The 21,565-nt window shown below is 59.8% G+C and carries 15 protein-coding genes; 9 read left to right on the plus strand and 6 right to left on the minus strand.

What is annotated here, in order from left to right:
- Positions 1–147 precede the first annotated feature (147 nt).
- The 3 genes from AAHA39_RS01125 to AAHA39_RS01135 form a co-directional block, all read right to left on the minus strand.
- Positions 148–1,257 carry an alkene reductase gene (locus tag AAHA39_RS01125; protein ID WP_320656472.1) on the minus strand — a complete coding sequence of 370 codons (1,110 nt, stop codon included), beginning with the start codon at positions 1,255–1,257 and terminating at the stop codon, positions 148–150.
- Positions 1,258–1,501: 244 nt separating this feature from the next.
- Positions 1,502–3,037 carry a TerC family protein gene (locus AAHA39_RS01130; RefSeq protein ID WP_320656471.1) on the minus strand — a complete coding sequence of 512 codons (1,536 nt, stop codon included), beginning with the start codon at positions 3,035–3,037 and terminating at the stop codon, positions 1,502–1,504.
- A 287-nt stretch (positions 3,038–3,324) separates the two neighbouring features.
- Positions 3,325–4,251 carry a cation diffusion facilitator family transporter gene (locus AAHA39_RS01135; RefSeq protein ID WP_320656470.1) on the minus strand — a complete coding sequence of 309 codons (927 nt, stop codon included), beginning with the start codon at positions 4,249–4,251 and terminating at the stop codon, positions 3,325–3,327.
- A 166-nt stretch (positions 4,252–4,417) separates the two neighbouring features.
- Between AAHA39_RS01135 and ydiJ the strand changes: the two genes are divergently transcribed.
- The 6 genes from ydiJ to AAHA39_RS01165 all read left to right on the plus strand — a co-directional run bounded on the left by ydiJ (position 4,418) and on the right by AAHA39_RS01165 (position 13,337).
- Positions 4,418–7,474 (plus strand): D-2-hydroxyglutarate dehydrogenase YdiJ, encoded by a 3,057-nt coding sequence (ydiJ, locus tag AAHA39_RS01140; RefSeq protein ID WP_320656469.1) that lies wholly within the window; start codon positions 4,418–4,420, stop codon positions 7,472–7,474.
- Positions 7,474–7,962 (plus strand): hypothetical protein, encoded by a 489-nt coding sequence (locus tag AAHA39_RS01145; protein WP_042029946.1) that lies wholly within the window; start codon positions 7,474–7,476, stop codon positions 7,960–7,962. The genes ydiJ and AAHA39_RS01145 overlap by 1 nt, the downstream gene beginning before the upstream one ends.
- Positions 7,963–8,070: 108 nt before the next feature.
- Positions 8,071–8,556 carry a hotdog fold thioesterase gene (locus tag AAHA39_RS01150; RefSeq protein ID WP_041209389.1) on the plus strand — a complete coding sequence of 162 codons (486 nt, stop codon included), beginning with the start codon at positions 8,071–8,073 and terminating at the stop codon, positions 8,554–8,556.
- A gap of 156 nt (positions 8,557–8,712) precedes the next feature.
- Entirely contained in the window at positions 8,713–10,608 is a 1,896-nt protein-coding gene (locus AAHA39_RS01155; RefSeq protein ID WP_041209390.1) for a DEAD/DEAH box helicase, read from the plus strand.
- 328 nt (positions 10,609–10,936) lie between these two features.
- Positions 10,937–11,419 (plus strand): molybdopterin-dependent oxidoreductase, encoded by a 483-nt coding sequence (locus AAHA39_RS01160; protein ID WP_043849801.1) that lies wholly within the window; start codon positions 10,937–10,939, stop codon positions 11,417–11,419.
- A 1-nt stretch (position 11,420) separates the two neighbouring features.
- The gene (locus AAHA39_RS01165) at positions 11,421–13,337 is read left to right on the plus strand and encodes a putative bifunctional diguanylate cyclase/phosphodiesterase (RefSeq protein WP_320656468.1); all 1,917 of its coding nucleotides are present in this window, start codon (positions 11,421–11,423) and stop codon (positions 13,335–13,337) included.
- 79 nt (positions 13,338–13,416) lie between these two features.
- Here AAHA39_RS01165 and AAHA39_RS01170 read toward each other — a convergent pair whose 3' ends face one another.
- The 3 genes from AAHA39_RS01170 to AAHA39_RS01180 form a co-directional block, all read right to left on the minus strand.
- Complete coding sequence (locus tag AAHA39_RS01170; RefSeq protein ID WP_042029940.1) at positions 13,417–14,739, minus strand: Na+/H+ antiporter family protein; 1,323 nt, start codon at positions 14,737–14,739, stop codon at positions 13,417–13,419.
- A 282-nt stretch (positions 14,740–15,021) separates the two neighbouring features.
- On the minus strand, positions 15,022–15,690 hold the full coding sequence (gene rnt / locus AAHA39_RS01175) for a ribonuclease T (protein WP_320656467.1): 669 nt from the start codon (positions 15,688–15,690) through the stop codon (positions 15,022–15,024).
- 97 nt (positions 15,691–15,787) lie between these two features.
- Positions 15,788–16,510 carry a phosphatase PAP2 family protein gene (locus AAHA39_RS01180; protein WP_320656466.1) on the minus strand — a complete coding sequence of 241 codons (723 nt, stop codon included), beginning with the start codon at positions 16,508–16,510 and terminating at the stop codon, positions 15,788–15,790.
- A 221-nt stretch (positions 16,511–16,731) separates the two neighbouring features.
- On the opposite strand from AAHA39_RS01180, the gene AAHA39_RS01185 reads away from it, so the two are divergent.
- The 3 genes from AAHA39_RS01185 to AAHA39_RS01195 all read left to right on the plus strand — a co-directional run bounded on the left by AAHA39_RS01185 (position 16,732) and on the right by AAHA39_RS01195 (position 21,519).
- Positions 16,732–17,853 carry a 4-phosphoerythronate dehydrogenase gene (locus AAHA39_RS01185; RefSeq protein ID WP_320656465.1) on the plus strand — a complete coding sequence of 374 codons (1,122 nt, stop codon included), beginning with the start codon at positions 16,732–16,734 and terminating at the stop codon, positions 17,851–17,853.
- A 169-nt stretch (positions 17,854–18,022) separates the two neighbouring features.
- On the plus strand, positions 18,023–19,039 hold the full coding sequence (locus AAHA39_RS01190) for an aspartate-semialdehyde dehydrogenase (RefSeq protein ID WP_320656464.1): 1,017 nt from the start codon (positions 18,023–18,025) through the stop codon (positions 19,037–19,039).
- Between the two features lie 269 nt (positions 19,040–19,308).
- Positions 19,309–21,519, plus strand: a complete 2,211-nt coding sequence (locus tag AAHA39_RS01195) for a FimV/HubP family polar landmark protein (protein WP_320656463.1) — start codon at positions 19,309–19,311, stop codon at positions 21,517–21,519.
- Positions 21,520–21,565: the final 46 nt, after the last annotated feature.

The raw sequence follows: 21,565 nt of genomic DNA on the forward strand, positions 1-21,565 counted from the left end.
GCGAAACAGTGGGGGGAGTTTGATGAGATTGTTGCAACAGCAAGACAGTAAAACTTCCACTGTTGCAATTGTGCAACAATACGGCAGGCCCCAACCTGTGGGGCCTGCTTAACGTGGTCTGTTGGCCATTGGCAAGCAACGGCCGGTTTATGCGCCATCGGCCTGATAGGTCGGGTAGTCGGTCAGCCCCTTTTCGCCACCGCCAAACAGGGTGGCCGGATCGTGGGGAGCCAACGGATAGCCGTGGCGCAGCCGTTCTGGCAGATCCGGGTTGGCGACGAAGGGGCGGCCAAAACCAATCATGTCGGCCCAACCCGCCTTGAGGGCGGCGCGCGCCCGCTCGCCGTCATATTTGCCGGCATAGATCAGGGTGTTGGGGAAGGCATCGCGCAGACCCTGTTTGAAGTTCTCCGGCATCAGGGGCGCATCGTCCCAGTCCGCTTCGGCGATGTGCAGGTAGACCACGTTGAGCTGGCCCAGCAGGCGGGCGGCGGCCAGATAGGTCTCCTGCGGGTTGGCATCGACGGTGCCGTTGAGGGTGGTGAGCGGCGCAAGACGCACCCCGACCCGGTCAGCCCCGATCTCGCTGCAGACCGCTTCGGTCACCTCTTTGAGGAAGCGCAGCCGGTTCTCCAGCGAACCGCCGTAGCCGTCGGTACGGGCGTTGGACTCGGAGTCGAGGAACTGGTTGATCAGATAACCGTTGGCGGCGTGCAGCTCGATGCCGTCAAAACCTGCGCTGATGGCGTTGCGAGCCGCCTGACGGAACTGCCCCACCACCGCATCGATATCGGCTTGGCTCATGGCGCGCGGGGTGACGGTCTCGACAAAACCGGGGGCATCGCTGCCGTTATCGACAAACACCTTGACGCCGACCGCGGGCAGGGCCGAGGCCGAGATGGGCTGGGCGCCGCCGATATTGTCCGGATGGGTGACCCGACCCACGTGCCAGAGCTGGGCGAAGATGGTGCCATGTTTGGCGTGAACGGCGTCAGTCACCAGCTTCCAGCCGGCGATCTGATCGGCGCTGTAGATGCCCGGCGTCCAGGCGTAGCCCTTGCCCATGGGATCGATCTGGGTGCCCTCGCTGATGATAAGGCCGGCAGTGGCGCGCTGGGCGTAGTAGCTGGCCATCATGGCGTTGGCCACATCACCGGGCTGACTGGCGCGGGAGCGGGTCATGGGGGGCATGACGATGCGATTGGCAAGGTGCAGCTGACCCAGTCGCTGCGGGCAAAACAGGTGATCGTGGCTCATCTTGAGTTCCTCATGGTGGGATTGAGACTGACTCTAGCCGCCAATAGCGTTGCAACAAAGAGGGGTAATTGCACCATTGAATTGCACTGCATGCAGCAATCGCGGCTGGCAGGGGATAAATGTCGCGCCGGATAGCTGGCGGTGCAGAGAGGGCGCTGCAATCGGTGCATCACATGCAAATGAAAGGCGAATAAAAAAAAAGAGGGCTCACAGGCCCTCTTCTCATGGTTGCGTTGCGGCTCGATTAGCCTGAGACCGGCATCACCCGTACCCGCTCGATGCGCCGCTCGCTCACCTCCAGCACCTCGAAGTTGAGCGCCTGCAGTTGCAGCTGCTGGCCCGGGGTGGGCAGGGTGCCGAAGTGGGAGAGCAGCATGCCGGCCAGGGTCACGTACTCGTCGCTCTCGCTCACCAGCCCCTCGTGCTCCAGCACCTGCTCCACATGGTGGATGTTGGTGCTGCCGTTGATGAGCCACCCTTCGCCATCGCGGATCATGTCGGGGGTCTCATCCTCATCCGGCAGTTCGCCGACAATCGCCTCCAGCAGGTCGTGGGTGGTGACCAGCCCCTGGATCACGCCGAACTCGTCGGCCACCAGAATTAGGCTCCCCTTCGCCTTGCGCAGCTCCGCCAGCAGCTTAATCACGTTGATGGTCTGCGGCACGATAATGGGGTCGTTCTGCTTGGCCAACGCGCTTAAGGATTGCCCTTCGTTGAGGGCAAACAGCAGGTCGCGCGCCTTGACCACGCCGATCACCTCGTCCAGATCCCCGTCACAGACCGGGAACAGGCTGTGGGGTTCGCGCTGCAGCAGGATACGGATATCCTCACTGGTGTCGTTGATGTCAATCCAGGCCATCTCGGAGCGCGGCGTCATGATGGTGCGGATGGAGCGCTCGGCCAGCGACAGCACGCCGGTCACCATGTAGCGCTCCTCCTCGCCAAAGCTCACCGGCGCGGCGGCCGGGGCATCCAGATCATCGTCCGGTCGGTCCTGATACGCCTTGCTCCCCATCAGCTTGAAGATGGCGGCGGTGGTGCGCTCGCGCAGCGGCTGTTTGGCCTCGTGGCGCATGGCGCTGTGCTGGGCCAACTGGTTGAAAAACTCGATCAGCACCGAGAAGCCGATGGCCGCATAGAGGTAACCCTTCGGAATATGGAAGCCGAAGCCCTCCGCCACCAGGCTGAAACCGATCATCAACAGGAAGCTCAGGCAGAGCACCACCACGGTCGGGTGGGCGTTGACGAAGCGGGTCAGCGGCTTGGAGGCGAGCACCATCACCACCATGGCGATGGTCACTGCGGCCATCATTACGCCCAGGTGTTCCACCATGCCGACGGCGGTGATGATGGAGTCCAGCGAGAAGACCGCGTCCAGCACCAGAATTTGGGCGATCACCACGCTGAAGCTGGCGTAGGCACCGACAGGGCCATCATCGTGGGGCTTGGCCTCCAGCCGCTCGTGCAGCTCGGAGGTGGCCTTGAACAGCAGGAAGATACCGCCCCCCATCAGGATGAGGTCGCGACCGGAGAAGGGGTGATCCCAGATATGCAAAATGGGGGTGGTGAGGGTGACCAGCCACGACATCACGCTCAAGAGCACCAGCCGCATCAGCAGGGCGAGGCCAAGGCCGAGTACGCGCGCCTTGTCCCGCTGGGCGGGGGGCAGCTTTTTCACCAGAATGGCGATGAAGACCAGGTTGTCGATCCCGAGCACAATCTCGAGAATGATCAGGGTAAAAAGACCGATCCAGATATGGGGATCCAGCAGCAATTCCATTATGTGACCTCAAAAAAACAGACAGAGCGAACAGTGAACAGGGCTAGCGAAAGCCGCAGCGACAGCAAGGCAATGGCGTTATTCAGAGGCGCTGGTTAAGCAGAAACAGATAGCTTTTGACGGGAAGAAACGAAGGGCAACTTCGGGGATTGTCCATGATGGGCAATAAAACCTCGGGTTAAAAATGAGCCCTGATGATAGCGGCTGGCGCCAATTTGGCAAGTGGGCGGTGTCGGGATGTGACGCAGCCGGTGGAGGCTGGCAGGCCGCCTCCACCGGTTATCGGGTTACAACCAGCGCTTTTCGCGGGTGAAACAGACCGAGAGCCAGGCATCGCCCAGGGTGTCGCCGAGGCGGGACCAGAGCTCCTGACGCAGGGCATCCTGCCGCTCGACGGGCCACTCCTGACCCGGGGCGACCAGAATGTTGAGTTCGAGATCGAAGCGGCGACCACTTTTCGCCAGATGGCTGTAGCACTCGACGCCGTGACGCTGGCGCAGCGCTTCGACTTCGTTCTCGACCAGCTGGGAAACATCCCCTCTGGGGGCGATTTTCAGCACTTCCCGTAGGTTGCGACCGAGCACCTTGATGGGAATGAGGGTGGCGCAGAGGGCCAGCAGAGAGACCAGCACCGGGTCGATATAGCGGTTGTATTGGCCGTAGCCGATGGCATCGAGGCCGATGGCAACCACAAAACCGATAAGCAGGGTGGCACTGAGCAGGGTATCCACCAGCCACTCCTTGGAGTCTACCCGCACCAGTTCGGAGTCAACCTGCTCGGCGACCTGGGCTTCAATCCGGTAGAGGATGGCGCAGAAGAAGGTGGAGACAACGGCATAGATGAGGGCATGACCGAGATCGATCTCCCGCCCCCCTTCAAACAGGGTGGTGAGGCCGTTGTAGAGTGCCGCCAGACAGAGCAGCAGAATAATGGAGCCGTTGATGACGTTGGCGATGGGCTCGAAGTGCGCATAGCCATACTGGAAACGGTCATCGGAGGGGCGGGTAACGAGGTAGGCGGTAACCAGACCGAGGCCCGTCATACCCATGCTGAACAGGGTAAAGATGCCATCGAGCATGATGGCTTTGGAGCCAACGAACAGGCCATAGCCGATGCCGAAGATGGCGAAAGTGATGCAGCCAAACAGCGACAGGGTGAGCGCCTGCTTCTCTGTGGTGACCAGCGTACTGATAACATGGCTGTGGTGAGCCATAAAAGTCCTCCTTTCAAATGGTTAATATTGCTACGCGCAAGCGGTTTTCGAGCTGATATACTGCCCGCTCACATGTGAGCGGACTGGCCTGATTGCCATTGATGGGCGATGGGTCAGTCGTAGTCGCCGGGGTGCCGGCATCAAGCAAATAAGGGAACAAGGATTCATGATCCCGAGACTCGATTACCAGGACAGTTTGTCACCCACAACCCTGTCGTTCCTAGAGTTGCTAGGGCGCAGCGCCTTTCGTGGTGATATCGAAAAGTCTTATGCAAGCCGGTTGGCGATGGCGACGGACAACAGCGTCTATCAGGTAGTACCTCAGGCGGTTCTCTATCCGCGCAGTGCGGACGACATAGCAGTGATGCTCAAGCTGGCGGCGGAGCCGGCGTACCACACTCTGAGTTTTTTCCCTCGCGGTGGCGGTACCGGCACCAACGGTCAGTCATTGGGCGGCGGCATTATCGTCGATCTCTCCCGTCATATGAACCAGATCATGGAAATTAATCTGGAAGAGGGGTGGGTGCGTGCCCAGGCCGGGGTGGTGAAAGACCAACTCAACGCCTATTTGAAACCCCACGGCTACTTCTTCTCGCCGGATCTTTCCACCTCCAACCGCGCTACCCTGGGTGGCATGATCAACACCGACGCCTCGGGGCAGGGCTCGCTGGTTTACGGCAAAACCTCGGATCACGTGCTCGGCCTCAAAGCCGTGCTGGAGAATGGTGACCTGATGGCCACCGAGCCGCTGACCGGTGAGCGACTTGCCGACAAGCTGGCGCTGGAGAGTCGGGAAGGGGAGATCTATCGCACCCTCTATCGCATCGGCAAGGAGCGCCGCACCGACATCGAGGCGACCTTCCCCAAGCTCAACCGCTTTCTGACCGGCTACGATCTCAAGCACCTCTATCAACCCGATACCGATACGCTGGATGTGAGTCGGGTGCTGTGCGGATCTGAAGGGTCCCTCGGCTTTATCACCGAAGCCAGACTCAACATCACCCCCATCCCGCGCTACCGCACCCTGGTCAACGTCAAGTACGACAGCTTCCCCTCCGCCCTGCGCAACGCCCCCTTTATGGTGCAGGCCGAGGCGCTGTCGGTGGAAACCGTGGACTCCCGGGTGCTGGGGCTGGCCCGCGCCGACATCATCTGGCATTCGGTGAAAGAGCTTATTCAGGATGTGCCCGGCAAGGATCTGCAGGGGCTCAATATTGTCGAGTTTGCCGATACCGACGAGGCAGAACACCAGGCCAAGGTGGTAGAGCTCTGCCGCCGTATCGACGCGCTGCTGGCTCATGGCGAAGCCGGGATCATCGGCTATCAGGTGTGTGACCACCTGCCGAGCATCGAGACCATCTACGCCATGCGCAAGAAGTCGGTGGGGCTGCTCGGCAACGCCGAAGGGCGCAAGAAGCCGGTGGCCTTCACCGAAGATACCGCCGTGCCGCCAGAGTCGCTGGCCGATTTCATCATGGAATTTCGCGCCCTGCTGGACGCCCACGGCCTTGACTACGGCATGTTTGGTCACGTCGATGCCGGTGTGCTGCATGTGCGCCCGGCGCTCGATTTGTGCGACCCCGAACAGGAGGTGCTGCTGCGGCGCATCTCCGATCAGGTGGTGGCGCTGACCGCCAAATATGGCGGCCTGATGTGGGGCGAGCACGGCAAGGGTTTTCGCTCCGAATACAGCCCCGCCTTCTTTGGCGAGCTGTGGGAGGAGCTTCAGCGGGTCAAAGGGGCCTTCGACCCGGCCAACCGTATCAACCCGGGCAAGATCTGTATCCCCTATGGCAGCGATGCCGAGCTGGTATCGGTGGATGGGCCCAAGCGCGGCAAGTTTGACCGCCAGATCCCGGTGGCGGTGCGCGAGAGTTATACCCGGGCCCTCGATTGCAACGGCAACGGTCTCTGCTTCACCTTCGAAACTGACTCCCCCATGTGTCCCTCGGTCAAGATCAGCCGTGACCGCCGCCACTCTCCCAAGGGGCGGGCTGGCCTGATGCGCGAGTGGCTGCGTCAGTTGGCGGAGCAGGGGTTCGACCCGTTGGCGGAAGAGGTGGCACTTCACTCCGGCGGCGTGCGCTTCAAACAGCTGGTGGACAAGGTGCGCAACAGCTGGGCCAAACAGCGCGGCGAGTATGACTTCTCCCACGAGGTGATGGAGGCGATGGCTGGCTGCCTTGCCTGCAAGGCGTGCACCAGCCAGTGCCCGATCAAGGTGGATGTGCCCGATTTTCGCGCCCGCTTTATGCAGCTCTACCACGGTCGCTACCTGCGCGCGCCCAAGGATTATTTCGTCGGCACCGTTGAAAGCTATGCGCCGCTGCTCGCCAAAGCGCCGAAGCTGGTCAACTTCTTCCTCGAAAAAGAGTGGGCCCAGAAGGCGGCTGAAAAGGGCATCGGCATGGTCGATGTGCCGCTCTTGAGCGTGCCGACCCTAGCCGAGGAGCTGCGCGATAACCGCGCCCGTTACTTCGATCTGCCGAGTCTGGAGGCCATGACTCCCGAGCTGCGTCAGAAGGTGGTGCTGATCGTGCAGGATCCCTTCACCAGCTATTACGATGCCCCTGTGGTGCGGGATCTGGTGAAACTCGCCAGCAAGCTCGGGTTCCAGCCCTACCTGCTGCCCTTCAAGCCCAACGGCAAGCCCCAGCATATCAAGGGGTTCCTGCGTGCCTTTGCCCGCACCGCGGCGAGCAGCGCCCAGTTCCTCAACAAGATTGCGACGCTCGGCATTCCCATGGTGGGGGTAGATCCGGCCATGGTGCTCTGCTATCGCGACGAGTACGTCAAGGCGTTGGGGCCGGCGCGCGGTGATTTTCAGGTGATGTTGCCGCAGGAGTGGCTGCTCTCGCTTCCGGCCGACGTGCTGCCGAAACGTGAAGATCAGACTGCAGAGCCCTGGTATCTCTTTGCCCACTGCACCGAGAAGACTGCCAAGCCCTCGACTCACGGCGACTGGGGCACCCTGTTTGGCCGCTTTGGCGCCAAACTGCAACCGGTCTCGGTCGGTTGCTGCGGCATGGCGGGCACCTATGGCCACGATGTCAAACAGGTGGAGAACTCCAAGGGCATTTATGGGTTGAGCTGGGCCGAACCGCTGGCCCGTTTGCCACAGGATCGCTGTCTGGCTACCGGTTATTCCTGCCGCAGTCAGGTCAAACGGATGGAGGGAGAGAAGATCAAACATCCGCTGCAAGCCTTGCTGGAGCTGCTCTGATGCTGCGATTTCCCAAGCGGTTTCGGGTGCCGAAAGCCTATCGGCACCCGCGTTTCTTGTTATTGCCCGCCACCCCCGCTCAGGCGGTGGTGGAGTTTGTCGCCATCCTGCGCGAGCGCGAGCAACTCCATCAGCTGTTTCGGCCAAACGATCTCTGGCCCTCCGCCAATTTCAGCCTGAGTCAGCACGAAGGAGATCTGGAGTGGCAGCAGTCGGAGTTTCTGGCCAAGCGCTCCTTTGCCTATGGCCTCTGGAGTCCGGATCGGGAGCCGCAATTCTGGGGCGGGGTTTATCTCTACCCCTCGGTACTGCCAGAAGTGGAGGCGGAGCTCTTTTTCTGGAAGGTAACTGAGGCCCCTATCAGTGATGAAGAGTTGGAAGGGCTGCTGCGCGACTGGCTCGCCAACGTGTGGCAGTGGTCAGAGCCCCGCTTGCCGGGTCGGGAGATGCCCTGGGCCGAGTGGCCCGGTGTCACCTATCCCTGGTAAGGTGGTCGGTTTCAGGTTTTTCCTGCCCCGGCTGCTGGCCGGGGCAGGCTGGTTGTGCAATGCAGTGATGCTCCATTTTCCCCATGCAATTGAAGGAGTTCTCTTTTCATGAGTCAGGAATCATCCCCCATCTGGCGCAGGCCCATGAGCCTTGAAGGGCTCAACGCCAGCTCTCGCAATACCCTGATGGCTCACCTCGACATCATCTATACCGCCTTTGGCCCCGACTGGCTGGAGGCCACCATGCCGGTGGATCACCGTACTCACCAGCCCCTTGGCATGCTGCACGGTGGCGCCTCTGTGGTACTGGCGGAGACGCTGGGATCGCTCGCGGCCAACATGGCGGTCGGACCTGACAGTTATTGTGTGGGTCTGGAGGTGAACGCCAACCATCTGCGAGCCAAGCGGGAAGGGGTGGTAACGGGGCGCTGCTCGCCACTGCATCTGGGGGCGACGACTCAGGTGTGGCAGATAGAAATTCGCGATGAGCGTGGTCGTTTATTGTGCACCAGCCGGTTGACCATGGCGGTGCTCAAGCACAAGCGGGGCAAGGACTCCGGAGAGGAACGATCTGCAATAACGCATCATGAGTGAAAAATAAGCAAGCTTAACTCGCAAGATCCCTCTATAATTGCCAACGTCTTGAGAGGCTTATCACATTTTTCAAGACAGCAGAACAAAGTGGCGCTATAATCGCCGCCTTTTTGCTATTCCGCGGTGTTAGCCGCCTGCCTTAATCTGGAAGAATCTATGTCTGATACCGAACAACTGCCCCTTTTTAGTGAGCTTGGACTGGCCGCGCCTGTATTGAAAGCGCTGCAGGACGTGGGCTATGAGCGCCCGTCCCCCATCCAGGCCGCAGCAATTCCCCACCTGATGGCGGGCCACGATCTGCTGGGGCAGGCGCAAACCGGTACAGGGAAGACCGCTGCTTTTGCCTTGCCTCTGTTGTCTCGTCTGGAAGCTGGTAACCGCAACACCCAGATCCTGGTGCTGGCGCCGACTCGCGAACTGGCTCTGCAGGTGGCTGAAGCGTGCCAACGCTATGCCCACCACATGCCTGATTTCCACGTGCTACCCATCTACGGTGGCGCCTCCTACGAAACCCAGACCCGCGCTCTGCGTCGCGGTGCTCAGGTTGTCGTCGGTACTCCGGGCCGTGTGATGGACCTGATCCGTCGCAAGAACCTGGATCTCTCCGGTCTGAAAGCTCTGGTGCTGGACGAAGCGGACGAAATGCTGCGTATGGGCTTCATCGACGACGTGGACTGGATCATGGATCAGTGCCCGGCCGGTCGTCAGGTTGCGCTCTTCTCCGCCACCATGCCGGAGCAGATCCGTCGCGTGGCCCAGAAGCACCTGAAGCAGCCCAAAGAGATCAAGATCGCCTCCAAGACTGCTACCGCCACCACCATCCGCCAGCGTTACTGGCAGGTGACCGGTCTGCACAAGCTGGACGCCATGACCCGTCTGCTGGAAGTCGAGCCCTACGAAGCTCTGCTGGTGTTCGTGCGTACCAAAAACGCCGCTGAAGAGCTGGCTGGCAAGCTGGCCGCTCGTGGCCACGCCTGTGAAGCACTGCACGGCGACATCCCGCAGAAGCTGCGTGAGCGTACCGTTGACAAGCTGCGTCAGGGCCAGCTGGACATCCTGATCGCCACCGACGTTGTCGCCCGTGGTCTGGACGTTGAGCGCATCACTCACGTAGTGAACTACGACATTCCGTACGACACCGAATCTTACGTTCACCGTATCGGCCGTACCGGTCGTGCCGGTCGCAAGGGCGAGGCCATCCTGTTCGTGGCTCCGCGCGAGCGCCGCATGCTGCGCGCCATCGAGCACGCAACCCGTCAGGCCATCGAGCCGATGAAGATGCCGAGCACCGAGGACATCAACCAGCACCGTCTGGCCAAGTTCAAGGAGCGCATCCGCGAAACCATGATGGGCGAAGAGCTCGAGATCTACCACAACCTGGTAAACGAGCTGATCGAAGAAGATTCTGCCGATCCGCTGGAGCTGGCTGCCGCACTGGCCAAGCTGGTACAGGGCGACCAACCGCTGCTGCTGGATGACTCTATCCCGGATCCGCTGTTCAACAACAGCAACGATCGCGGTGGCTTCGAGCGCCGTGACTTCAATGACCGTGGCGGTCGTGACTTCGGTGACCGTGGCGATCGTCCGGCCCGTCGTATGCCGTCCCTGGAGCCGCGTCCGCTCAAAGACAACCCGGACGTTGAGATGGAGCGCTACCGCGTAGACGTGGGTGCCCATCACGGCGTCAAGCCGGGCCAGATCGTGGGCGCCATCGCCAACGAAGCGAACATCGAGAGCCGCTTCATCGGCAACATCGACATCGCTGACGACTTCTCCACCGTCGACCTGCCCAAGGGCATGAGCGCCGATGTGCTGGAAGTGATCAAGAAAGCCCGTGTTTGCCAGCGTCCGCTGCAGATCACTCGCTACACCGAAGTGCCGGCCGGTGGCAACACCAGCAGTCGTCCGCCGCGCGGTGATCGTCCGTTCCGTGGCGACCGTCCTTTCAACAAGGATCGCCGTCCGCAGGGTGACCGTCCCTTCAACAAGGATCGCCGTGAAGGCGGTTTCGACAAGGGTCGCAAGTTCGGTGGCAAGCGCCGCGATAGCTAATCCCTGATTGGTAATGCCAGAAGGCCGCTCATTGAGCGGCCTTTTTTATGTTTTTCCTGATGGTGCTTCGCCATAGCGAATCGAGGGTGCACAACTCACTTCGGTGATAGAAACGAGAGCCAAAAGGGCATTATTTTTTTGTTAAACGGTTGTGAGTGATAGGGGAGTGGTGTCATCCTGTCTCAGGACATTGAGGTCGTAGTCAATAAGGTGTGCCTCTGCTTGTGTTGTGTGGCTGCGACTTTAGTCGGTATCCCCTCTCTTTCGTTTGCATATGGCAGAAGAGAGTACGATTAATAAACTGAACACAATGACATGGAGGTTCATCATGACTGGATGGTTTGGCAGAGTGCTGTTGTTGTCCGGGTGTCTCGTATCAAGCGTGGTGCTGGCAGACGATGCGTTTCTGACGATTAAGGGTGATGGGTGTTGCAATGGCAAGGGGCAGATTAGTCTGACCCGGGCCGAGTTTGAGGCACTGCCGCAAAGCGAAGTGACCACCAAAACGCCCTGGACCGAAGGCAGTCACACTTACCGCGGGGTGCTGCTGCGGGAGCTGGTGAAGAAATACGGCCTAAAGAGCAGCGAAGTGAAGGCAATGGCCGTCAATGATTACTGGGCTGCCGTGCCTGTCGAGGATGGTGACAAGTATCCTGTGCTGGTTGCCGAGAAGCAGGATGGCAAGCCGCTGACCCTGCGCAACAAAGGACCTCTCTGGATTATCTACCCGCTCTCCGATTACCCCGACCTGAACAAGGAGCTCTATCACAGCCGCATGGTGTGGCAGCTGATTGGGCTAGAGAGCAAGTAACATGCTGCGCGGCAAGTTTGTCAGCCTGATCCTGATGGTGACTGCCTTTTTGGGGGTCGCCATCTGGTCGGTCTGGAACTATGACCGCGCATTCAATGCAGTGACTCGCTATACCCAGTTGTCAGCCTGGGCGTTGGCACAGTTGGAGTTGGAAGTTCACGGTTTTGGCGAATCACTCCAGCTTTATCGCGCTGGCTCGGTGAGTCAGGAGGAGATGAACAAGCGGTTTGATATCGCCTGGAACCGACTTGATGTTTTCCTGCATGGGGAAGAGGCAAAGCCGGTCAGGTCTCGCTTTGGTGCTGCCCAAGCAGCAGGGCAGCTGATGTCGCTGTTTGAAGAGTACGAACAGGATGTGGTGAGCGGAACGCGCGATTCGACCCGGTTAGCTCGTTTCTCGATAGAGCTTGATCGCGATCTGGCGGCTATTCGTGATGTCATGGTGAAGAACTTTACCGGCCCCTCTGCCATTGCTCAGCGCGAACTGCTCAATGAGTCGCGTACTCAGAATTTTGCCATTCTCGCCTTTCTGATGTCGGCAACTATGGTGATGCTGGTGATGCTGTTTCGCGAAGTGCGTCACCAGCAGTTTCTTGCTTGGAACGATCCCCTGACCCGTCTCCCCAATCGGGCGGCGCTTATCAAGCACCTGAAGTTGCGGGCTGCCTATCGTGGCGGCGGCAGCAGTATCACTGTCTGCCTGGTGGATCTGGGCCACTTTCGTGAAGTGAACGACAGTCTGGGATATGAGATAGGGGATGGGCTGCTTAAACAGCTGGCCGAACGGATTCATAGCGTGGCGGCGCCCGGTATTTTTGTGGCCCGCACCGGCAGTGACGAGTTTGCCATCATTATCTCCGGCGCCATGCCGACCTATCTGCGTTTCCCCTTTCTGGAGCAGTTGCGCGCCGAGTTGGCCGATCTGGCCTTTGCGGCAGATCCGGCGCACCGGGTCAGGGTCTTTATGGGGGTGAGCCAATACGCTCGTCCGGTACATACTCCGGAAGAGATGCTGCTGTTTGCCGATATCGCCCTCGATAGTGCCAAGCGCCAGCGGCTTCATCGTTCAGTGGTCTTCTCCCGAGCCATGCATCAACACTACCTGCGCAACCGCCGCCTCTCGACCGAGTTGCGTGAATTGATCCAGAGTCCCGAGTGCCAGCAGCTCTGCCTCTACTATCAGCCGATAGTGCGTGGCCAGAGTGCTGTCCGGCTTGGAGCCGAGGTGCTGATCCGCTGGAATCACCCTGAATATGGCTTTATTCCGCCGCTCGATATCATCGCGCTGGCAGAGGAAAACGGTCTGGGAGAGGCTCTGGGGCTCTGGATTTTCCACCGTTTGCAGCGTGATCTTTCCATCTTCCCGAGCGATCTGGTGGAGTTGCTGGAGATCTCGGTCAACCTCTCCAGCTCTATGTTCAATATGGGGCTGGCTGCCAATGTCGAGGAGAGGATGAGTGTCGGCCCGCTCGGGTTACAGCAGTTGATCGTGGAACTGACCGAGACCATAGCGCTGGATGATATCGAGCTGAGCAAGCAGATCATCGCTTCATTGCGCCACATCGGGGTGCGGGTGGCGCTCGATGATTTTGGAACCGGCTGGTCCTCATTCTCATATCTGCGTGAGCTCTATTTCGACAAGCTGAAGATTGACCGCTCCTTTATTACCGCCATCGATAACGATACCCGGCAGGCGCTCTTTGTTGAGGCAATCACCTCGCTCTCTCATCAGCTGGGGGTGCGCGTCGTGGCCGAAGGGGTGGAAAACAACGACGAACTCAAGGCGGTGCTGAGCATAGGGGTAGACGAGATCCAGGGTTACTTCTACTCAAGGCCGTTGACCTTGCAGGACTTTCTCCAATTCTGCCACCGCTACTTTGTCAATCGCGCCATCATGCAGGAAGTGGCGCTCGGGTAGAGCAGCAAACAACTTGTCATCAGCAACAAAAAGGCGGCCAACAGGCCGCCTTTGCTATCTAGACAGTGCCATTTTCAGGTCAGAGCACCATGGCGGCAATCCAGCCGAAGATAACCAGCGGGATGTTGTAGTGGATAAAGGTGGGCACCACGCTGTCCCAGATATGGTCGTGCTGGCCATCGGCGTTGAGGCCCGATGTGGGGCCGAGGGTGGAGTCCGAAGCTGGCGAGCCTGCGTCCCCCAGCGCACCGGCGGTACCGACCAGCGCGATGATCGCCATGGGAGAGAAACCCAGTTGCAGGCAGAGCGGCACATAGATGGTGGCGATAATGGGCACGGTAGAGAAGGAGGAGCCAATTCCCATGGTGATGAGCAGGCCCACCAGCAGCATCAGGAAGGCGGCAATGCCTTTGTGCTGACCGATAGAGCTGGAAACGACCTGAACCAGGCTCTCGACGCCGTGAGTCGCCTTCATGACGGCAGCAAAGCCGGCGGCGGAGATCATGATGAAGCCGATCAGCGACATCATGCGTACTCCCTGGGTGAAGGCATCCTGACTCTCGCGAAACTTGATGACGCCACCGCAGGTGAAGATGACGAAACCGGCCAATGCCCCCAGCACAATGCTGTTGGTCATCAGCTGGAGACCAAGTGCGACGCCAATAGCCAGCAGAGCCACCCAGATATGGTTGAGATTGAGCTCGACGGTTTCCGGCTCGGCTTCCAGGATCTTGGCCAGGTCATACTGGCGGGGTTTGCGGTAGCTGAAGAAGACCGCAATCAGCAGACCCAGCACCATGCCACAGCCCGGGATGGCCATGGCCAGCGGGATCTGGCTGGAGGTGATCGGCACCCCGTTATCGATAAGGTTCTTGGCCAGAATATTGTTCAGGAAGATGCCGCCAAAGCCGACCGGCAGCACCATATAGGTGGCGGTCAGGCCGAAGGTGATGACACAGGCCACCTGACGACGGTCGATCTGCATCTGAGCCATCACATGGAGGAGTGGCGGGATAAGGATCGGAATAAAGGCGATATGCACCGGGATGATGTTTTGCGAGGAGATGGACACAGCCAGAACGGATGAGAGCAGCAGGGTCTTGACCCACAAAATGCGGCTGCTGCTGGCATCCTTGCCCAGCTGGCTGATCACCTTGCTGGCAAGCAGGTCGGTGATCCCGGAGCGGGAGATGGCGACGGCAAAGGCCCCCAGCATGGCGTAGGAGAGGGCAATCTCGGCGCCGCCACCCAGACCGCCGCTGAAGGTAGTCAGGGTGTCGGTGAGGGAGAGCCCGCCTACCAGGCCGCCAGCAATGGCGCCCAGCGCAAGTGAGACCACCACATTGATCCGCAGCAGACTGAGCACCAGCATCAGCCCGACTGCGATAACAACTGGATTCATTTGATTTCCTTATGTTTGTTATTGCTGTCTGTCATGTGAAGGGGAGTTAGTTTGCGAAAAATGTGACAAATGTCGAGAAAAAAATCGGTCAAAATGGGCATCTGACCAAGGTCATCTGAAACAAAGTTGATCGGGGATGGTATTTGCCCTTCATGCATCATGACCCCCATCTTGCAATCGTGCGGGAATTGCCAGGGGGATAAAGCGGGCGGTGGAGGGGCAATAAAGGCAAAAGAGAGTCAAAGCACATAAAGAAAGGCTGCCTGCGGCAGCCTTTGCAACTTATTCCAGCTCCTCATCTCCGGAGGCTGGGTCGCTATCCGGCCCGACTGGCGGCCAGCCGCCCATGCTCTTCCAGCGGTTGACGATATGGCAGAAGAGGTCGGTGGTCCGCTCGGTATCATAGAGAGCAGAGTGAGCCTCTTTGTTGTCAAACGGAATGCGGGCGCTCTGGCACGCCTTGGCCAGCACGGTCTGGCCGAGCGCCAGCCCGGAGAGGGCGGCGGTATCGAAGGTGGCGAACGGATGGAACGGATTGCGCTTGAGGCCAGCCCGCTCGGCTGCCGCCATCACGAAGCCGTGATCGAAGGTGGCGTTGTGGGCCACGATAATGGCGCGGCTGCAGTCGCTCTCCTTCATCCCCTTGCGGATCCCCTTGAAGATCTCGGTCAGCGCCTCTTTTTCAGAGACAGCTCCGCGCAGCGGGTTGAAGGGATCGATACCGGTGAATTCCAGAGCGGCACGCTCCAGATTGGCACCTTCGAAAGGCTCCACATGAAAATGGAAAATCTGATCGGGCAGGAGCCATCCTTGCTCATCCATTTTCAGGGTATAAGCCGCGATTTCGAGCAGGGCATCGGTTTTGGCGTTGAAGCCGGCTGTTTCAACATCGATGACGACGGGGTAAAAACCACGAAAACGGCCCTTGAGGGTATGAACTGCGTCGGTCATGGGATCTCGGTCAGCATAAAATGAGGCGGCATTATGGCAAAAAAGCGTAGGCTTGTCCCCATCCCGCAAGATGGAGCCTTGCGGGACAAGCGATGGCTCAATATCTGTGCAGCCACCAGCGAGCGGCCAGCAGCGCCGTGATGCTGCCGAGAATGGCGCTGGCCAGCACATCGGTTGGCCAGTGCATTCCGAGCACCATGCGTGACAGCCCTATGCCGAGGGCCCAGAGCGGCAGCAGCCAGACCCCTGCCGGTGCGCGGGCCAGCCAGATGAGGCCAAAGAACTGGGCAAGGCTCATGGCGGCGATGCTGTGGCCGGAGGGGAAGGCGTAGTTCACCTCCTTTTGCCAGTGATTGCCAAGCCACTGGGGCAGCGCCAGCAGCTGGCTGGCGGCGTGTACCTGTTCGCTGCGCACGTCGGTACTGGTTGCGTAGAAGCTCTTGATGGCGGGGATCAGGGATTGGCTCTCCAGCCAGAGCAGATAAGGTCTGGGCTCCTCGGTCAGATGCTTGATGATGCTTTTGATGAGCCAGTCTCCGGCGAGCAGCACCAGCAGCGCGCCAGCCAGAGCAAGCAGGGATGAGCGATCGAGCTGCAGTTTCTGCCTGGTCAGCAGCAACAGCAGCGCGGCGCTGATCCCAATTCCGGGAATATCGACCATGCGGGTGAGGGCATAAGGCCACCAGAGCCAGCCCGATTGCAGCGAGCCGGTCAGAAAGGGTTGCCAAGGGAGGATGGCAAGCAGCAGCAGGGGCAGGATCAAGAGGGTGGTAAACGCGAGCACCTGACTGCGGGAGAGGGAAGGGCTATGGGGCGGCATGATCTCTATCGGCAAGGGTCTGGAAAAAGAGCGCCATTGTGCCACTGCATGGTTTGACGGCAAAGCAGACCTGCCCTTCTGTTTACCTCTGCTTACACATTTGGCTGTTCGTTCATCAATTACCCCTGGTCTGCGGTAACCAAGTGCATGTCAGGCTGAAATATTGGCGGGCTTTGGGCTAGAATGGCGCGTCCATGGCGGTTGCCTGCAAAGAGAGCCTGATGAAAATAGTCGTAGATGAGAATATGCCCCACGCCGTGGAGCTGTTTGCCGAGTTTGGAGAAGTGGTTGCCCTGCCCGGGCGGCAGATGCAGGCCAACGATCTGCAGGACGCCGATGTGCTGCTGGTGCGTTCGGTGACTAGGGTGAACGCCGACCTGCTGGCGACCAGCCCCAAACTGGCTTTTGTCGGTACCGCAACCATCGGCACCGATCACATCGACAAGGCTTTGCTGGCTAGCCGCAATATCCCTTTTTATAGCGCCCCCGGCTGCAACAAATATTCGGTGGGGGACTATGTGCTTTCCGCTCTGCTGGTGCTGGCCGAGCGCTACGAGCTTGATCTCGCAACCATGACGCTGGCGGTGATTGGGGCTGGCAACACCGGCGAGTGCGTGGCCGGCAAGGCCGAAGCGCTCGGTATGCGGGTGCTGCGCTGTGATCCCCCCAAGGCGCGCAATGCCCCTGATGCGGATTTTGTCGACTATCAGACCGCCCTTGGTGCCGATATCGTCAGCTTCCATGTGCCCATTACCCGAGACGGGCCGGATGCGACCTACCATCTGCTGGATGCCGAGCAGATTGCTGTGCGCCCCGCCGGGCAGATCCTTATCAACGCATCCCGTGGCGAGGTGTGGGATAACCGGGCCCTGCTGGCACGTCAGTTGAGCGACAAGCCATTGCGTTTGGTGATGGATGTCTGGGAGAACGAGCCTGAGCCGCTTGCGCAGCTGGTGCCCCATACCGAGATTGCCACCCCCCACATTGCCGGCTACAGCCTGGAGGGGAAGGCGCGCGGTACCTGGATGCTCTATGAGGCGCTCTGCCACCAGCTCGGGCGCGAGCCCCGTCAGGATCTGCGTACGCTGCTGCCGGTTGCCGATGTGCAGGCGGTGGTGCCCGGACGGGCGCCGGATCAGGCATTGATCAAGCAGCTGGTTCACCTTATCTACGATGTGCGCCGCGACGATGCCCGTTTTCGCGCTCGGCTTGGTATTCCGGGCAGCTTCGATGAGCAGCGCAAACGCTACCCTGAGCGCCGCGAGCTCTCCTCCCTGCAGATCCAGGGTGAGTTTGCCTGCCATATGCTGGGCGCTGCCGGATTTGATATTTCACACTTATAAGGTGGGTGGGCCGCTACGTCCGCACTACTTATGACCCCGTTTTTACCAATCCGAGGCAGGCTTGCTCTGCGTCGGATTGGCCATATCAGGCGAGGATGCCCCGCATATCGGAGCCCCGCCGACCATGGCGCCAGCAGGCGCCATAGCCGTTTTATTAGAGGAGAACAGAATGAGCCAGCAGTTTAATGTCGCGGTATTGGGCGCAAGTGGCGCCGTGGGCCAGGCCATGATCGAGATCCTGGAAGAGCGCGAGTTTCCGGTCGCTACGCTCTATCCGCTGGCTTCCAGCCGCAGCGCCGGTGAAACCGTGCGCTTTGATGGCAAGAATCTCGAGATCCTCGATGTTGAGGAGTTTGACTGGAGCGAGGTGCAGATTGCCCTCTTCTCTGCCGGTGCCGAGGTCTCTGCCAAGTGGGCGCCGATTGCTGCCGAGCATGGTTGCATCGTCATCGACAACACCTCCTGCTTCCGCTACGACGAAGATATCCCGCTGGTGATCCCGGAAGTCAACCCGGATGCGCTGGCCGATTTTCGCAATCGCAACATCATCGCCAATCCCAACTGCTCCACCATCCAGATGCTGGTGGCCCTGAAGCCGCTGCATGACGAGGTGGGCATCGCCCGTATCAACGTCGCCACCTATCAGTCCGTCTCCGGCTCCGGCAAGGAGGGGGTGAGTGAACTGGCAGGCCAGACCGCCCAGCTGCTCAATGGTCGCCCGGTCGAGCCGACTCTCTATCCCCAGCAGATCGCGTTCAACCTGATCCCGCAGATCGACAGCTTCACCGACAACGGCTACACCCGGGAAGAGATGAAGATGGTGTGGGAGACCCAGAAGATCCTGGGCGATGCCAGCATTGCCGTGAACCCGACTTGCGTGCGGGTACCGGTCTTCTACGGTCACTCTGAAGCGGTGCATGTCGAGCTGCACCAGCCGCTCGACGCCGAGCAGGTGAAAGAGCTGCTGCGCGCAGCGCCGGGCGTGACCCTGTTTGAAGAGGAAGGGGACTATCCGACCCCGGTACGCGATGCAACCGGCAAGGATGAAGTGCTGGTTGGCCGCATCCGTCAGGATATTTCTCACCCCAATGGTGTAAATATGTGGATCGTGGCCGATAACGTTCGTAAGGGCGCTGCCACCAACAGCGTCCAGATTGCCGAACTGCTGGTTCGCGACTACCTGTAAGGCCGTATGGGCAAGAGGGTGCGCAGCAGGACGGCGGCGCTCCCTCTGAGCAAATAGTGTGGTGTGTGACCGGCCCCGCACTGCGGTGTTGCAAGATTCTTTTGCGATATCAACTGATTAAGTTTTTTTCTACACTCAGAGGCAAGTTGGGTGCTAAATGTGTCGGACTGCTGGCTTGCAAGGCGAGCCTGATTTATATTGAACCGACTGTTTTGGGGTAACTATCCAGATTTTTCAATGTGATAGGGCCGTCATACGAAGGAACGAATATGGGACATTCCCGCATAACATTGGCAACGCTACTCGCATTGGGTCTGCTGGGCACCGTTCAGGCTGCAGATTCCTCACGGGAGCCGTTTTTTGTCGAACTGAAAGGCCCTGACGAGCCCGCACCACCCGCTGTCAACAGCCAGCCGCTGGCCCAGCCCGTCGCGCAGCCGGTTCGGGCAACCGCCCAGCCCATCGTCCGTCAGGTGGCAACCGCCAATCCCGCCAGTTATGGCCCGATTCGTCCTACTGATACCCTCTGGAGTCTGGCAAGCAAGTATCGTCCCTCCAGCCGCGTCAGCGTCTACCAGACCATGGTCGCGATCTACGAGAAAAACCCCCGCAGTTTTGCCGATGGCAACATCAACCATATTCTGGTGGGCTCGCGCATTCTGCTGCCCACTGCCGCCGAGGCGAGTGTCATCACAGATGCCGAGGCCCGCGCCAAGTTCCGCAGCGACAATGCCAGCTGGAAAGGGCTGAGCCCCAAATATCTGGCCAACAAACAGGCTCATACGGCTAAACCGGTCGCAGCAAAAGCCGCGCCAGCCAAGCCTGAAGTGGCCAAGGCAGAGCCTGCGAAGGCGGCGCCAGCGCCGTTGCCTGCCGTCAAGGCGGCACCCATTCCTGCACCTGTGACCGAATCGAAACCGGCTGTCGAGACCAAGGTGGCTGACGCCAAGGAAGTAGCCAAGGTCAACGAGGCTCCGGCGAAAGAGGCCGTTGCCCCGGCCCCGAGTGCGGCAAGCGGTACCGCGCCTGCTCCGCTGCCCTCCGATCTGGACAAACCGGTTGGCAAACCTGCTACCGAGATGACCCTGGCGCTGGAAGATGCCAATGCCCAGCTCGCCCAGGTGACCGAGATGAACCACAGGCTCAAGCTGCGCCTGCAATCCCTGACCGAAGAGGTGGAGACCCTCAAGGCTCAGCTGCAGGATCAGACAGCGCTGGAGAAAGAGATTGCCGAGCTCAAGGCCAAGCCGGTGCCACCTGTGGTGGCAGAACCCGAGCACAAGCAGAACTGGCTGATGGACTTGCTCTCCTCACCGCTCAATCTGGCGATGATCATTTTGCTGCCGGTGTTGCTGGTGCTGGCGCTGGTGACCCTCTGGCTGCGCGCCCGGGCCCGTCGTGAGCTGGAAGAGCAGGAGAAGAGCCTCTCTGAATCCACAGCAATGATGATGGATCAGGATCACAGCGAGTTTGATGATCTGCTCAGCGTCGATATCACCGACAACGAGCCGGAGCGTCCGCTGCCTGACCTCAACACCCCGGATGGCTTCATGCCGGTTGAGCCGGCGCCGAAACCCGATGTTGAACTGGTGTTCAGCGACGAGGGCGAGATGGATCTGCAGGGCTTCGAACCCGAGCGGATGCCTGCTGCTACCAGCCGTGACCCCGATCTGGTGCCGGATCTTGATCTTGCCCATGACGAGCCGATTGCGCTTGCCAATGAGCCAGCCATGGATCTGGCCAGCGAGTTCAATCCCAAGCCCAAAGGCGCCAACGAGATCATGAGTGAAGAGGAGCTGCAGGCTGCGCTCTTCGCCGAGCTGGACGCTGATCTTTCTGCCGACATCGAACCGGAATTGAGTGCGCCGGCTCATGCCGAACCTGCCGACGATGATCTCGCCAGTTTCGATCTCAGCGATTTCGAAGGTGCCTTTGAGGAGCCGGCTGTCGAGATTGAGGATGAGCATGCCATCGACCTGAGTCTGGATGGGGACGCCAGTGCCGACGAGATGCTGGCCGAGCTGGGTCTGGAGCCAGAACCGGTCAAGGCCAGGAAAGAGGCTGAAGCAGATCTGGAGTGGGATCCGAACGAAATGGCGCTCTCCGATTTCGAAGATGCCTTTACCGAGGTCGAGTCGCACCCTGCCGATCTGCAACCCCGCGAGCAGGCGCAGGAGAGCGGCTACGTCGAGATCGACAAGCTGCTGGCCGAAGCGGATGCCACCACATCGGAGCCGGAACCCTATCAGGGCTTCTCGCTGGATGTGGGGCTGGACGGTTTCCCCGAAGTGCTGCCGGAGTCTACCGGATTTGATGTGGATGCCGATGATGGCGGCGTTGGTGCCAAGCTGGATCTGGCACGTGCCTACCTTGAAATCGACGACAAGGACAGCGCCCGCGAGCTGCTGCAAGAGGCGGCAGAGCAGGGGAGTGACCATCAGCGCGCCGAAGCGGAAAAACTGCTCAAGCGACTGGGATAATCCCATCATCCCGATGAACTTGAACGACAAGGGCAGCCAGCGGCTG

The sequence above is a fragment of the Aeromonas sp. SE22 genome, assembly GCF_038739755.1.
In the GTDB taxonomy this organism is placed as follows: Bacteria; Pseudomonadota; Gammaproteobacteria; order Enterobacterales; family Aeromonadaceae; genus Aeromonas; species Aeromonas jandaei.

Bases quoted from the DNA above. Each gene is read 5' to 3' on its own strand.
- AAHA39_RS01125 (WP_320656472.1), bottom strand. From the start codon at position 1,257: ATGAGCCACGATCACCTGTTTTGCCCGCAGCGACTGGGTCAGCTGCAC.
- AAHA39_RS01130 (WP_320656471.1), bottom strand. From the start codon at position 3,037: ATGGAATTGCTGCTGGATCCCCATATCTGGATCGGTCTTTTTACCCTG.
- AAHA39_RS01135 (WP_320656470.1), bottom strand. From the start codon at position 4,251: ATGGCTCACCACAGCCATGTTATCAGTACGCTGGTCACCACAGAGAAG.
- ydiJ (WP_320656469.1), top strand. From the start codon at position 4,418: ATGATCCCGAGACTCGATTACCAGGACAGTTTGTCACCCACAACCCTG.
- AAHA39_RS01145 (WP_042029946.1), top strand. From the start codon at position 7,474: ATGCTGCGATTTCCCAAGCGGTTTCGGGTGCCGAAAGCCTATCGGCAC.
- AAHA39_RS01150 (WP_041209389.1), top strand. From the start codon at position 8,071: ATGAGTCAGGAATCATCCCCCATCTGGCGCAGGCCCATGAGCCTTGAA.
- AAHA39_RS01155 (WP_041209390.1), top strand. From the start codon at position 8,713: ATGTCTGATACCGAACAACTGCCCCTTTTTAGTGAGCTTGGACTGGCC.
- AAHA39_RS01160 (WP_043849801.1), top strand. From the start codon at position 10,937: ATGACTGGATGGTTTGGCAGAGTGCTGTTGTTGTCCGGGTGTCTCGTA.
- AAHA39_RS01165 (WP_320656468.1), top strand. From the start codon at position 11,421: ATGCTGCGCGGCAAGTTTGTCAGCCTGATCCTGATGGTGACTGCCTTT.
- AAHA39_RS01170 (WP_042029940.1), bottom strand. From the start codon at position 14,739: ATGAATCCAGTTGTTATCGCAGTCGGGCTGATGCTGGTGCTCAGTCTG.
- rnt (WP_320656467.1), bottom strand. From the start codon at position 15,690: ATGACCGACGCAGTTCATACCCTCAAGGGCCGTTTTCGTGGTTTTTAC.
- AAHA39_RS01180 (WP_320656466.1), bottom strand. From the start codon at position 16,510: ATGCCGCCCCATAGCCCTTCCCTCTCCCGCAGTCAGGTGCTCGCGTTT.
- AAHA39_RS01185 (WP_320656465.1), top strand. From the start codon at position 16,732: ATGAAAATAGTCGTAGATGAGAATATGCCCCACGCCGTGGAGCTGTTT.
- AAHA39_RS01190 (WP_320656464.1), top strand. From the start codon at position 18,023: ATGAGCCAGCAGTTTAATGTCGCGGTATTGGGCGCAAGTGGCGCCGTG.
- AAHA39_RS01195 (WP_320656463.1), top strand. From the start codon at position 19,309: ATGGGACATTCCCGCATAACATTGGCAACGCTACTCGCATTGGGTCTG.